The following is a 13,011-nucleotide window of genomic DNA, read 5'->3' as shown; positions in this document are numbered from 1 at the left end:
GCCTGTCCCCTGCGTAACTGCGCTGTTGTCTATCTGCTTAACAGCCTAGCTGCGTAAAGTGCACTCGCCTGCCGGCGGGTGATGTGTCCGCTGGTTCGCCAGCGCCCTTCACGGGACAAAACGATGTTCATACAAAATCTGCTTCGCGCCGCGCTGGTGGCGTGGCCGCTGTCATTGGCACTGGCCGCTGCACCCTTGCAGGCCCAGGCCCAGCTGTCGCTGCAACAGGCCATTGAGCTGGCTCGCCAGCAGGACCCCTGGCTGGAGGGCAGCCGCCTGCGCCAGCAGGCCCTGGCGGCCAGTGAAATTGCCGCCGGCACTCTGCCGGACCCGATGGTGTCGCTGGGCGCCGGCAACCTGCCCACCGACACCTTCGACTTCAACCAGGAAGCCATGACCCAGTTCAAGGTGGGGGTCACTCAGACCCTGCCCCGGGGCGATTCGCTGGCCCTGTCCCAGCAGCGTTTTGCGGTGCTGGGCGAGCAGCAAGGTCACCTGCGCCGCGACCGCCGTGAACAGCTGGCGGTCAGCGTGGCGGGCCTGTGGCTGGACGCCTGGCGCGCCGACCAGAGCATCCGCCTGATTGAGGCCGACCGCGCCCTGTTCGAGAACCTGGTGGAAGTCACCCAGAACAGCTACGCCAGCGCCTACGGCCAGACCCGCCAGCAGGATGTGATTCGCGCCCAGTTGGAGCTGACCCGGCTGGACGATCGTATCACCGGGCTGCGCCAGCAGCGCGACACGGCCCTGGGCCAGCTGGCCGAGTGGCTGGGGGCAGGGTATGCGGTGAGCGGGGCGCTGCCAGCGCTTGCGCCCCGAGATGCCCGGGTGCTGGCTAGCGACGGTGCGCTGGATACCGACTGGCTGGGGCAGGTGCTGTCTGCCCACCCGGCCGTTACCAGCCTGCAGCAGACCATTGCCGCCAGCGAGCTGGATGTTGAACTGGCGCGGCAGAAGTTCAAGCCCCAGTGGGGCCTGAACGCCAGCTACGGCTATCGGGACGATGCGCCCAACGGCATGGAGCGCCCGGACTTCTTCTCGGTCGGGGTGAGCTTCGACCTGCCCCTGTTCACCGGCAACCGGCAGGATCAGGAACTGCAGTCGGCCACCGCCCAGGCCGAAGCCAGCCGTACCGACCGGGCGCTGGCCCTACGTCGCCTGCGGGCCGGCTTTGAAGCCGAGCGGGCGCGCCTTCGCGAACTCAAGCGGCGCGACGCCCTGTACAGCGAGCGCCTGCTGGGCCAGATGCACGAGCAGGCCGAGGCCGCCCTTAGCGCCTACACCAGCAACGACGGCGACTTTGCCGAAGTGGTGCGCGCCCGTATCGATGAACTCAACGCCCGGGTGGAAGCCCTGGACATTCGCGCCGAGCGCCAGCGCAGCGTGGCCCGGCTCAACTATTTTCTGGCGGGACTCGACGCCCCCGCCGCAGCGGTAGGCCCAGACTCAGGCCCAGGCCCAGACCCAGACCCAGACCCAGACCCAGGCCCAGGCCCAGATCAGGGCAACACACAGGAGAGCGCACCATGAAACAGGGACTCATCATCGCGGCGGCTGCCGCCCTGGGCGCTTTGCTGGTGGGCCTGTGGCCCGCTGGCGAGCCGGCGAACGATGCCGCGCAGGCACAGCGCAAGCCCCTGTACTGGGTGGCGCCCATGGACCCCAACTACCGCCGCGACCAGCCGGGCAAATCGCCCATGGGCATGGACCTGATACCCGTGTACGAAGACGGCGCCAGCGACTCAGGCCCGGGCACTGTCAGCATTGCGCCCGAAGTGGTGAACAACCTCGGGGTGCGCATTGCCCAGGCGCGCCGCCAGCCGTGGCAGAGCGATATCCACACCGTGGGCTACGTGCGCTACGACGAGGATCGCCTGATCCACATTCACCCCCGGGTGTCCGGCTGGGTGGAGCGGTTGTATGTGAAGGCCGCCGGTGACCCGGTGATCCAGGGCCAGCCCCTGTACGAGTTGTACTCGCCGGAACTGGTCAGCGCCCAGGAAGAGCTGCTGGTGGCCCTCAAGCGCAGCAACAGCGCGCTCATTGAGGCGGCCTCGGCGCGCCTGCGGGCCCTGCATCTTAGCGATGAATTCATTCGCCAGCTGCGCCAGCGCGGCACCGCGGTGCAAACGGTGACCTTTTACGCCGTGCAGGGTGGGGTGGTGGACGAACTGGCCATCCGCGAAGGTTTTTACGTGCAGCCCGGCACCACCATGCTGTCCATCGGCCAGTTGGATGAAGTGTGGGTGGAGGCCGAGGTGTTCGAGCGCCAGGTGGTGGGGCTGCGCGCCGGCCTGCCGGTAACCATGCGCCTGGACTACCTGCCCGGGCGCGAGTGGAAGGGGCAGGTGGATTACGTCTACCCGGACCTGGACCCAAAACTGCGTACCGTGCGGGTGCGGCTGAGGTTTTCCAACCCGGATGGCCTGTTAAGGCCCAACATGTTCGCCCAGGTCACCATTCACGGCGAGGCGGGCGCTAAAGCGCTGGTTATCCCGCGGGAGGCCCTGATACGCACCGGGCGCCAGGACCGGGTTGTGCTGGCCCTGGGTGAGGGTCGCTTCAAGTCGGTGGCAGTGCGCCCGGGGCGCCTGGACCCGCAGTCGGTGGAGATTCTTGAGGGGCTTGAAGCGGGCGATCGCATTGTGGTGTCGGCCCAGTTCCTGATTGATTCTGAATCCAGCAAGCGCTCGGACTTCCAGCGCATGCAATCCGCGCCGGCGGCGGATCACTCAACCATGGATCATTCAACCATGGACCACGCTGCCATGGGCCACACCGCGAAAGACCCCGCAATGCCGGCGAAAAACGGCGCGCCCGGCGACGCCGGCACCACCGGCGAAGGAGTACGCCAGCATGATTGAAGCCGTGATTCGCTGGTCGGTGGGCAACCGCTTCTTCGTGTTGCTGGCCACCGTCATTCTGGTGGGGCTTGGGCTGTACGCCGTGCGCAATACGCCGGTGGATGCCCTGCCCGATCTTTCCGATGTGCAGGTGATTATCAAAACCAGCTATCCCGGCCAGGCACCCCAGGTGGTGCAGGACCAGGTGACCTACCCCCTCACCACCGCCATGCTGTCGGTGCCGGGGGCCGTTACCGTGCGCGGTTATTCCTTCTTCGGTGACTCCTACGTCTATGTCATTTTCGACGAGGATACCGACCTCTACTGGGCCCGCTCCCGCGTGCTGGAATACCTGAGCCAGGTGGCGCCCTCGCTGCCCGAGAACGCCCGGCCCCAACTGGGGCCCGATGCCACCGGCGTGGGCTGGGTTTACCTCTATGCGCTGGTGGACCGCAGCGGCCAGCACGACATCAGTGAACTGCGCGCCCTGCAGGACTGGTTCCTGCGCTACGAGCTGCAAACCGTGCCCGGGGTGTCGGAGGTGGCCTCGGTGGGCGGCATGGTCAAGCAGTACCAGGTGCAGGTGAACCCGGACAAGCTGCGCGCCTTCGGTATTCCCCTGTCGCTGATCCAGACCGCCATCCGCGAAGCCAACCAGGAAGTGGGGGCCTCGGTGGTGGAAATGGCCGAGGCCGAATACATGGTGCGCGCCTCCGGCTATCTGCAAAGCGCCGAGGACATTGGCAACGTGCCCCTGGGGGCCAGCGAGAACGGCACCCCGCTGCTGCTCAAGGATGTGGCGGACATTGTGCTGGGCCCGCAAATGCGCCGCGGCGTGGCGGACTTAAACGGCGAAGGCGAAGTGGCCGGCGGCATTGTGGTGATGCGCTTCGGGGAAAACGCCCGGGCCACCATCGAGGGCGTGAAAGCGCGCCTGGCAAGCCTGCAAGACAGCCTGCCGTCCGGGGTGGAGCTGGTGACGGTGTATGACCGCTCCGGCCTGATCGACCGCGCGGTGGAAAACCTCTGGCACAAACTGGGGGAAGAGCTGCTCATGGTGGCGCTGGTGTGCGCCCTGTTCCTGTTCCACCTGCGCTCTTCGCTGGTGGCCATGATCAGCCTGCCGGTGGGGATTCTGGCGGCCTTTGTGGTGATGTACCTGCAGGGCTTGAACGCCAACATCATGTCGCTGGGTGGCATTGCGATTGCCATCGGCGCCATGATCGATGGCGCCATCGTCATGATCGAGAACATGCACAAGCACATGGAGCGCCGCCCCCTGACCGACAGCAATCGCTGGCAGGTGGTGGCCGAAAGCGCGGTGGAAGTTGGCCCGGCCCTGTTTTTCAGCCTGCTGATTATCACCGTGAGCTTTATTCCGGTGTTTAGCCTGGAGGCCCAGGAGGGCCGCATGTTCTCGCCGCTGGCCTTCACCAAAACCTACGCCATGGGCGCAGCGGCTGCCCTGGCCATTACCCTGGTGCCGGTGCTGATGGGCTACTTCATTCGCGGCAAGGTGCGCCCGGAAGAGACGAACCCGGTCAACCGCGCCCTGGTGCGCCTGTACCTGCCGGCCCTGAACGCGGCGCTGAACCGCCCCAAAACCGCGCTGGTGCTGGCGGGGCTGCTCACCCTCAGCGCCCTGTGGCCGCTTCAGCATATCGGCAGCGAGTTCATTCCGCCGCTGGATGAGGGCGACCTGATGTACATGCCCACCACCTACCCGGGTATTTCCATCGGCGAGGCCCGGCGCCTGCTGCAGCACACCGACAAGCTGATTCGCACCGTGCCGGAGGTGCAAACGGTGTTCGGCAAAATCGGCCGCGCCGAAACCGCCACCGACCCGGCGCCGCTGACCATGATCGAAACCTTTATCCAGCTCAAGCCGCGCAGTGAGTGGCGCTCCGGCATGACCACCGAAAAGCTGAAGCAGGAAATGGACGCCCTGGTGAAGCTGCCGGGGGTGACCAACGCCTGGGTGATGCCCATCAAAACCCGCATCGACATGCTGGCCACCGGCATCAAGACGCCGGTGGGCATTAAGGTGGCAGGGCCGGACCTGGACACCATCCAGGGCATTGGCCAGCAGCTGGAGCAGGTGCTGGCGAAGGTGCCTGGCACCGCGTCGGTGTACTCCGAGCGCGTTGTCGGCGGGCGTTACATCAACGTGGACATCGACCGCGAAAAGGCCGCGCGCTATGCCCTGAACATCGCCCAGGTGCAGCAGGTGATTGCCACCGCCATTGGCGGCACCAACGTCACCCTGACGGTGGAAGGGCTGGAGCGCTATCCTGTCAACCTGCGCTACCCGCAGGCCTATCGCGATTCGCCGGAGCAGCTGGCGCTGCTGCCCATTGTGACCCCCACCGGCCAGCGCATCGCCCTGGCCGACGTGGCCGAAGTGCGGGTGGAAGACGGCCCCCCCGGCATCAAGAGCGAGAATGCGCGCCTGAACGGCTGGACCTTTGTCGATATCGACGGGGTGGACGTGGGCACCTACGTTGCGCAGGCCCGGGCGGTGGTGGCGCGCGATCTCGACCTGCCGCCCGGCTATTCCCTCAACTGGGCCGGGCAGTACGAATACATGGAGCGCGCCAAGGCCCGCCTGCGGGTGGTGGTGCCACTCACCCTGGCCATTATCGTGGTGCTGCTGTACATGAACTTCCGCAACCTGGCCCAGGTGGCCATCCTCATGGGCGCGCTGCCACTGGCACTGGTGGGCAGCCTGTGGTTGATGTACCTGCTCGAGTTCAACTTCTCCATTGCCGTGGGCGTGGGGGTGATCGCCCTGGCCGGCATTGCGGTGGAAACCGGCGTCATCATGCTGGTTTACCTCGACCAGGCCTGGGTGCAGCTCAAGCGGGACAACGCCCAGCCGGACGCCGATGACCTGCGCAATGCCGTGCTGCACGGCGCGGTGCGCCGGGTGCGCCCGGTGGTAATGACCGCCGCGGCAACCATCGTTGGCCTGCTGCCGATTCTGTACGGCAGTGGCACCGGGTCGGAAGTGATGAGCCGGCTGGCGGCGCCGATGGTGGGTGGCATGGTGAGTTCGGTGTTGCTGACCCTGCTGATTCTGCCGGTGATCTACCTGCTGTGGCGATCGCGCGGCCAGGCCCGGCCATCCCCCGGCACTGACGCGGCGAGGTAGCACTTATCAAACCAGGCCGGTTTTTGCCGCAGGGAAAGGGGGTTATTGCCCCCGGCGGGCTGCAAGGCTGCCGCGCAAGCGCGTAGATTGGGCGTTTGCGACGCGCGCAATGCGCCCGCTGTGGTTGGTGCGCGCAACAGAAGCGATCCCGGGTATGGCGGGGAAGGTTTGGCGGGGAAGGTACGGAGGGGAGGTTATGGAGTTCTGGCTAGCCTGGTTTCACGAGTCCAACAAGGGCGCGCAGGTGCGCGCCATTGCCACCGAGGCAGAGCGTCTGGGCTACAGCGGGGTGGCCCTGTCCGACCACGTGGCCCTGCCCCTTGAGCAGGTGAGCCGGCATCCGGTGCGCGGTATTCCCTACGATCCGCGCACCCCCAATATCGAACCGATGACCACGGCGGCGACGATGGCGGCGGTCACCTCGCAGCTGAAATTCATGACTTACGCCTATGTGATGGGCATGCGCGACCCCTTCACCGTGGCCAAGCAGGCCGCGGCGCTGGCCGATTTGAGCGACAACCGCTTTGCACTTGGCATCACCCCGGGCTGGAATACCGACGAGATCAGCCTGCTGGGGCACAACCCGGCCACCCGCGGCAAGCGCCTGCTGGAGTCCATCGAGGTGATGCAGGGCCTGTGGCACAACGAACTGTTCAGCTACCAGGGCGAGCACTACCACTTCCGCGACGTGGGGCTGGCGCCACGGCCGGCGCAGGCGCCTGCCATCTACATCGGTGGCAATTCGCCCATCGCCATCCGCCGCGCCGCCGCCAACGCGGGCTGGATTGGCATGAACCACTCGATCGCCGAACTGGAACCCTTGCTGGCGTCGCTGGATGCGCAGTCCGGCGGGCGGGCCGAAAAGTACGTGATTGCCGCTGAGCCGCTTAGCGATCGTTACCTGGGCCAGCTGCAGGCGCTGGGTGTGAAGGGTGTTGTGCTCATGCCCTGGGCCGGTAGCGCGCCGGTTGCGCTGGAGCAACAGATAACCGCCATGCAGAAGGCCGCCGCCTTCTGGCGCGCATAGGGTGGGGGTGCCCGGCGCAATGTTCAGGGTACTCGCCAGCACGCCGGAATCGATGGGCGCCGAGGCCATCGCCCGGCATGCCCGGCGCGCCGAGGCAATGGGCTTTGACGGCCTGCTGATACCGGATGCCATTCACGATGCCCTGGTGCTCTCGGCACTGGCCCTCAATGCCACCCAACGCCTGTGTGTGACCACCGGGGTGCTGGTGGCCTTTGCCCGCAGCCCCATGGTAACGGCGGTGGCCGCCTGGGATTTGCAGCGCCTGTCCGGCGGGCGCTTCCGGCTCGGGGTTGGCACCCAGATCCAGCAGAACATCGAGCAGCGCTACTCGGCGCGGTGGGGCTCGCCGGTGCCGCAACTGCGCGAGTACGTGCAGGCGCTGAAGGCGATTTTCCACACCTTCCAAACCGGCAAGCCGCTGGCCTTTGCGGGGGAGCACTACCAGTTCTCGCGCCTGCAGCCCTTCTTCAACCCGGGGCCCAGCGACTGCGGCGAGCCGCCGATATTGTGTGGCGCGGTGGGGCCGGCCATGTCGCGCATGGTGGGCCGGGTGGCCGATGGCGTGATTACCCACCCCACCAGTACTGAGCGTGCCGTGCTGCGCCAGGCCTTCTGGCCCAATGTGCAGGCAGGGCTGGACAAAGCGGGGGTGGACAATGCGGGGGTAGACAAGGCGGGGGTAGAACAAGCCGGACGCGCCGCTGGCGAGTTCACCACCCTGCTGTCGCCCCTGGTGGCCACCGGGGTGGATGCAACAGCGGTGCAAACCGCCTACGAGCAGCAGCGCCGCCTGCTGGCCTTTTTGTTTTCCACCCCGGCCTACTGGCGCAGCCTGGAATGCTTTGGCTGGCAGGACCGCGGCGAACAGCTGCGCGAAATGACCCGCAACAACCGCTGGCAGGACCTGCCCGCCGTGGTAACCGACGAGTTGCTGCACACCTTTGTGGCCGGCGCCACCTACCCCGAGATTGCCGGCGAGCTGTGCCGGCGCTTTGGCGGCCTTGGGCAGGAGATTATCTTCCCCCTGCCGGAGCGTGAGGACGAGGACGCCCAGGTGAGCGAGGTGGTGCGGGCGCTGCAGCGTGGCGTGTGAGCGGTCCGGCGCTAGCGTAGCGCCCGGACAGCGTGCAGGGCCCGCCAGCTCAGCATCAGCAACACTAGCCCCACCAGAAGCAGCAGCGGGCCCGGCACGGCGGGCACCGCCACCGGCGCTGTGGGCGCAATCACATCGGCCTCCACCAGGGTGGTCACCCGGCTGGTGGCCGCCGGGGGCGTCTCGTTGCTGTCGATGGAGGCACTGTTGGCAATCACGGTGCCGTCCGCCAGGCCGGGCTCGGTGCCCAGGGTCAGGCTCACGCTGCCGCTGGCCCCCGGCGCCAGGGTGCCAAGGCGCCAGATGACGGCGCCGCCGCTGGCCGTGCCACCGTCGCTGGCCGCCACAAAGCGGGTGCCCTGGGGCAGTGGGTCGCCCAGGGTTACGTTGGTGGCCGGGCTCGCGCCGCGGTTTTCGTAGGCCAGGGTGTAGGTAATTTCGCCACCCGCCTGGACTGTGCTGGCGCTGGTGGTTTTGTCCAGGCGCAGGTCTGGCAGGTCGCTAACCAGCACATCCACCACCGGCGCGCTCACCGGCAGGCCGCTCAGGCCGCTGAGGGTGGCGGCATTGTGCAGCACAGTGCCACCCGGAACGCCATCGTTCACACGCACGGTGACAGCAACACTGCCGCTTGCCCCGGCCGCCACTTCGCCCAGGTTCCAGGTCACCACGCCGCCGGCATGGGTGCCGCCGCCGGTGCTGGATTGGTAGGTGGTCTCAGGTGGCAGGTTGTCCTCAAGGGTGGCTTGCGCCTCGCGGTCGGTGCCGGTGTTGCTGTAGCTCAGCGTGTAGGTCAGCAGTTCGCCGGGGGTGACCGCCCTGACGGCGGCGGTTTTTTGCAGATTGAGCGCGGGCCGACTGCTGACGAAGACGATCACGCCGGCGCCTGCCGTTGTGGCATTGTCGGCGCTGACACTGGCGCCAAAGGAGAGCTGGCTGTCATCCGGCAGCGGGGCATCCACCTGCACGGTGAGGCTCACCTGGGCGGACGCGCCGGTGGCCAGTTCGCCCACGGCCCAGGTCACCTGGCCGCTGCCATCGTAGTTGCCGCCGGGGGAATGGCTCAGGTAGCTTGTTTGGGCGGGCACGTTCGCGCGCACCGTAACGCCGGTAGCGGGGCTGGCATCGTTGCGCACCGTCACGGTGAAGGTGAGGACATCGCCAGCCAGCGCCGGGCTGGGGGTGGCGGAAATGCTGGCTGCCAGCAGTGCCGCGTTGTCGATTTCTGTTTGCACGCTGTTGCTGGTAACCGGGCCCACATCCACTGTGCTGCTGTCGATGGTGGCGGCGTTGGTGATCAGCGCGCCGTCGACAATACCGCTGTTCACCGTGCCGCTCAGCACCACCGAGCCACTCTGGCCTGCTGCCAGGGTGCCGATGTTCCAGCTCACGGTGCCCGCGCTCTCCACGCCACCACCACTGGCGGACACGAACTGTATACCGGCCGGCAAGTCGTCGGTAAGGGTGACATTGGCTGCGGCATCGCTGCCGGTGTTGGCGAAGGCCAGGGTGTACTGCAGGGCGTCGCCGGGCCTGGCCAGTGTTGTGTTTACGGTTTTGGTGAGAGTCAGCTCGGCCAGGTCGGTGATTTTGGTTGGCACGCTGTTGGACGTGGTGGGCGGTGTCTGGTCGCTGCTGATGGTGGCCTCGTTGAGGATGGTGGTGCCGACAAAATTGCCGGCCTCGGCCGTCAGGGTTACGGAGCCCGTCTGCCCGGGTGCGATGCTGGCGAAGCGCCACTCCACTGTATCGCCGCCAACCAGCAGCCCGCCGCCGGTGGCGGAGACAAAGTTGAGGCGCGGCACCGGCAGCAGGTCTTCCAGCACCACGTTGGTTGCAGTGGCAAAGCCGGTATTGGCGATGCTGATTGTGTATACCACCGTCCCGCCGGGGGATACCGAGGACTTGGAGGCCGACTTGTTCAGCGTAAGCTCGGGGCCCTGGGCGAAGGCGGTGTGTGGCAACAGCAGGGCAAGGGGCAACAGCAACAGCAGCAGGCCTGCTACAACGCTGGGCAGCCGCAGGTTCGGTGAGGTTAGCTTGGGCAATGTTGTCCCCGGAAAGTTAAAGCATGGGGGTGGCAATATAAAAAAATGCCCGGGGCCTGCCAAGCGCTGTTGCCGTGGCGAGAATGCGGCAAGACAGCGGCAAATAGGCGTTTCCTGTTCGCCCGTGGTCAATTTATTGGCCGCGCGCATGGCCAATGGATTGACTACGGGGGCTTGTCGGTGGCCACCAAATATACGAAACTCCATATATATGAATTTTCGTATATTGATATGAACCCACTCGCCTTCTACAAATGCCTGGCCGATGACACCCGGCTCCAGTCCCTGCTGCTGCTGGCCGATGGCCGGCAGCTGTGCGTTTGTGAGTTGATGGATGCACTGCAGCTCAGCCAACCCAAAGTGTCGCGCCATCTGGCGGAGCTGCGCGAATGCGGCATTGTGCAGGGCGAGCGGCGCGGGCGCTGGGTGTACTACTGCCTGGCGCCCGGGCTGCCGGACTGGGCGCGGGAGGTGCTGCTGACCACTGCGGCGGCAGCGCCCGGCTATTTGAAAACGGCGCGCCGCCGCCTGGCGGCCTCGACTTGCACCCCTGCCTGAGGAACTCCCGTGAAAATACTGTTTGTCTGCACCCACAACCGCTGTCGCAGCGTGCTGTCCGAGGCCGTTGCCCGGCACCGGGCCGGCGATGTGCTCGATGTGCGCAGCGCCGGCAGCCAGCCGGCGGAGGTGGTGCACCCCCTGACCCTGCACTACCTGGCAGAGGCGGGCTATCCCGTGGACGGCCTGCGCAGCCAGTCCTGGGACGCGTTCGCCGACTTTGCCCCGGATCTGGTGATCACCGTGTGCGACGCTACCGCCGGCGAGGCCTGCCCGCTGTATCTCGGGCAATCCCTCAAGGTGCACTGGGGCCTCAGCGACCCCTCGGCAATGCACGGTGACGAGGCAGCGCAGGGCGCGGCTTTCAGGGCCTGCATCGACGAGATTGAGCGGCGTGTTGCGGTGCTGGCGGCGCTGGCGCGGGACGGCGTGCAGGGCGCCGCGCTGCGCGATGCCCTGCTGGCTCAGGGGGCAAGTTGATGAGCACGGAGGAAAGCCTCACTAACACCACCGCCGATACGGCCGCAGATAGCGCCCTGCCCAACATTGACCCTGGGCAACTGCACCGTCCGGCGGTGGCCGATTTTACCGCCCCCGACGGTGGTCATCCGCCGCGTATTCTGCTGCTGTATGGCTCGCTGCGCGAGGTGTCCTACAGTCGCAAGGTGGTGGAAGAGGCAGCCCGCCTGTTGCTGGCCATGGGCGCCGAGCCGCGCATTTTTGACCCCCGCGGCCTGCCCCAGCCAGACAGCGGCGAAGAGGCCCATCCCAAGGTACAGGAATTGCGCGAGCTGATGCTGTGGTCCGAGGGCCAGATCTGGTGCTCGCCCGAGCGCCACGGCGCCATGACCGGCATCCTGAAAAGCCAGATCGACTGGGTGCCGCTGAACCTCGGCGGCGTGCGCCCCACCCAGGGCAAAACCCTGGCCGTCATGCAGGTGAGCGGCGGTTCGCAGTCTTTTAACGCGGTGAACCAGATGCGCATTCTCGGGCGCTGGATGCGCATGTTCACTATTCCCAACCAGTCGTCGGTGGCCAAGGCCTTCATGGAGTTTGACGAGGATGGCCGCATGAAGCCCTCGCCCTACTACCACCGCATTGTGGACGTGGTGGAGGAACTGGTGAAGTTCACCCTGCTACTGCGCACCAACAAGGATTATCTGGTGGATCGCTACTCCGAGCGGGTGGAGTCGGCAGAGCAAGTGAGCCAGCGCGTCAACCAGCGCGCCATCTGAAGGGGGAGTTGACCATGGGCAGTTTTGAACGCTACCTGAGTGTGTGGGTAGGGCTGGCGATCATCGCCGGGATGGTGGCCGGCAGCGTGGCGCCCGGCATGTTCGCGGTGGTGGCCGGCTGGGAATTTGCCCACGTGAACCTGGCGGTGGCGGTGCTCATCTGGCTGATGATCTACCCGATGATGGTGCAGGTGGATTTCAGCTCCATTCGCGATGTGGGCCGCAACCCCCGGGGCTTGGTGCTGACGCTGGTGATCAACTGGCTGATCAAGCCCTTCAGCATGGCCTTCCTCGGCTGGCTGTTCTTCCGGGTGATTTTTGCCGACCTGGTGGATGCGCAAACCGCCAGCGAATACATCGCCGGCATGATCCTGCTGGGGGTGGCGCCCTGCACCGCCATGGTGTTTGTGTGGAGCCAGCTCACCCGCGGCGACGCCAACTACACCCTGGTGCAGGTGTCGATCAACGACGTGATTATGATCTTCGCCTTTGCGCCCATTGCCGGCCTGCTGCTGGGCATCAGCGATATTCACGTGCCATGGGACACCCTGCTGCTGTCGGTCATTCTGTATGTGCTGGTGCCGCTGCTTGCGGGCATCTACACCCGCCATCGCCTAGACCGCGCCGACGACCACAGCCGCCTCAACGCCTTTCTGGCGCGCATGAAGCCCTGGTCGGTGATCGGGCTGCTGGCCACCGTGGTGCTGCTGTTTGGCTTCCAGGCGCAAACCATCCTCGCCAGTCCGCTGGCCATTGTGCTGATAGCCATACCGCTGCTGATCCAGACCTACGGCATCTTCGCTATCACCTATGCCATGGCGCTCAAAATGAAGCTGCCCCACAACGTGGCGGCGCCGGCCTGCCTGATTGGTACCTCCAACTTCTTTGAGCTGGCAGTGGCGGTGGCCATCTCCCTGTTTGGCCTGCATTCCGGGGCCGCCCTGGCCACGGTGGTGGGGGTGCTGGTGGAGGTGCCGGTGATGCTCTCGCTGGTGGCCTTTGCCAACCGCACCCGGGGCTGGTTCAGCGGTGCAGCCCGCTGAGCCTTTCGCTGTC

At 66.2% G+C, this 13,011-nt stretch carries 10 protein-coding genes; 9 read left to right on the top strand and 1 reads right to left on the bottom strand.

Annotated elements, in window-relative coordinates; all coding sequences use genetic code 11:
* Positions 1-123: 123 nt before the first annotated feature.
* The 5 genes from DDZ17_RS20200 (at position 124) to DDZ17_RS20180 (ending at position 8,114) form a co-directional block, all read left to right on the top strand.
* Positions 124-1,530, top strand: coding sequence for a TolC family protein (locus DDZ17_RS20200; RefSeq protein ID WP_116368806.1), 1,407 nt, complete (start codon positions 124-126; stop codon positions 1,528-1,530).
* Complete coding sequence (locus DDZ17_RS20195) at positions 1,527-2,864, top strand: efflux RND transporter periplasmic adaptor subunit (RefSeq protein ID WP_116368805.1); 1,338 nt, start codon at positions 1,527-1,529, stop codon at positions 2,862-2,864. Before DDZ17_RS20200 ends, DDZ17_RS20195 begins: the two co-directional genes overlap by 4 nt.
* Complete coding sequence (locus tag DDZ17_RS20190; RefSeq protein ID WP_116368804.1) at positions 2,857-5,994, top strand: efflux RND transporter permease subunit; 3,138 nt, start codon at positions 2,857-2,859, stop codon at positions 5,992-5,994. The genes DDZ17_RS20195 and DDZ17_RS20190 overlap by 8 nt, the downstream gene beginning before the upstream one ends.
* Before the next feature lie 196 nt (positions 5,995-6,190).
* The gene (locus tag DDZ17_RS20185; RefSeq protein WP_157976763.1) at positions 6,191-7,021 is read left to right on the top strand and encodes a TIGR03619 family F420-dependent LLM class oxidoreductase; all 831 of its coding nucleotides are present in this window, start codon (positions 6,191-6,193) and stop codon (positions 7,019-7,021) included.
* Between the two features lie 19 nt (positions 7,022-7,040).
* The gene (locus DDZ17_RS20180) at positions 7,041-8,114 is read left to right on the top strand and encodes a TIGR03617 family F420-dependent LLM class oxidoreductase (RefSeq protein ID WP_116368883.1); all 1,074 of its coding nucleotides are present in this window, start codon (positions 7,041-7,043) and stop codon (positions 8,112-8,114) included.
* Between the two features lie 11 nt (positions 8,115-8,125).
* Here DDZ17_RS20180 and DDZ17_RS20175 read toward each other — a convergent pair whose 3' ends face one another.
* Positions 8,126-10,162 carry a COG1361 family protein gene (locus DDZ17_RS20175; protein WP_170150246.1) on the bottom strand — a complete coding sequence of 679 codons (2,037 nt, stop codon included), beginning with the start codon at positions 10,160-10,162 and terminating at the stop codon, positions 8,126-8,128.
* A 231-nt stretch (positions 10,163-10,393) separates the two neighbouring features.
* Between DDZ17_RS20175 and DDZ17_RS20170 the strand changes: the two genes are divergently transcribed.
* From DDZ17_RS20170 to arsB, 4 genes are read left to right on the top strand one after another with little or no spacing between them, the layout of a single operon-like run.
* The gene (locus tag DDZ17_RS20170) at positions 10,394-10,720 is read left to right on the top strand and encodes a metalloregulator ArsR/SmtB family transcription factor (protein WP_116368801.1); all 327 of its coding nucleotides are present in this window, start codon (positions 10,394-10,396) and stop codon (positions 10,718-10,720) included.
* Between the two features lie 9 nt (positions 10,721-10,729).
* Positions 10,730-11,200, top strand: coding sequence for an arsenate reductase ArsC (locus DDZ17_RS20165; protein WP_116368800.1), 471 nt, complete (start codon positions 10,730-10,732; stop codon positions 11,198-11,200).
* On the top strand, positions 11,200-11,955 hold the full coding sequence (gene arsH, locus DDZ17_RS20160) for an arsenical resistance protein ArsH (protein WP_116368799.1): 756 nt from the start codon (positions 11,200-11,202) through the stop codon (positions 11,953-11,955). Before DDZ17_RS20165 ends, arsH begins: the two co-directional genes overlap by 1 nt.
* Before the next feature lie 14 nt (positions 11,956-11,969).
* Complete coding sequence (arsB, locus tag DDZ17_RS20155) at positions 11,970-12,998, top strand: ACR3 family arsenite efflux transporter (RefSeq protein WP_116368798.1); 1,029 nt, start codon at positions 11,970-11,972, stop codon at positions 12,996-12,998.
* Positions 12,999-13,011 lie beyond the last annotated feature (13 nt).

The sequence above is a fragment of the Parahaliea mediterranea genome, assembly GCF_003402235.1.
In the GTDB taxonomy this organism is placed as follows: Bacteria; Pseudomonadota; Gammaproteobacteria; order Pseudomonadales; family Halieaceae; genus Parahaliea; species Parahaliea mediterranea.
Note: the sequence above shows the minus strand (reverse complement) of the source record. Positions and strands in the feature narration are given on the sequence as shown.

What these genes read in the sequence shown, in the direction of transcription:
- DDZ17_RS20200 (WP_116368806.1), top strand. Translation starts at nt 124, where the DNA reads ATGTTCATACAAAATCTGCTTCGCGCCGCGCTGGTGGCGTGGCCGCTG.
- DDZ17_RS20195 (WP_116368805.1), top strand. Translation starts at nt 1,527, where the DNA reads ATGAAACAGGGACTCATCATCGCGGCGGCTGCCGCCCTGGGCGCTTTG.
- DDZ17_RS20190 (WP_116368804.1), top strand. Translation starts at nt 2,857, where the DNA reads ATGATTGAAGCCGTGATTCGCTGGTCGGTGGGCAACCGCTTCTTCGTG.
- DDZ17_RS20185 (WP_157976763.1), top strand. Translation starts at nt 6,191, where the DNA reads ATGGAGTTCTGGCTAGCCTGGTTTCACGAGTCCAACAAGGGCGCGCAG.
- DDZ17_RS20180 (WP_116368883.1), top strand. Translation starts at nt 7,041, where the DNA reads ATGTTCAGGGTACTCGCCAGCACGCCGGAATCGATGGGCGCCGAGGCC.
- DDZ17_RS20170 (WP_116368801.1), top strand. Translation starts at nt 10,394, where the DNA reads ATGAACCCACTCGCCTTCTACAAATGCCTGGCCGATGACACCCGGCTC.
- arsH (WP_116368799.1), top strand. Translation starts at nt 11,200, where the DNA reads ATGAGCACGGAGGAAAGCCTCACTAACACCACCGCCGATACGGCCGCA.
- arsB (WP_116368798.1), top strand. Translation starts at nt 11,970, where the DNA reads ATGGGCAGTTTTGAACGCTACCTGAGTGTGTGGGTAGGGCTGGCGATC.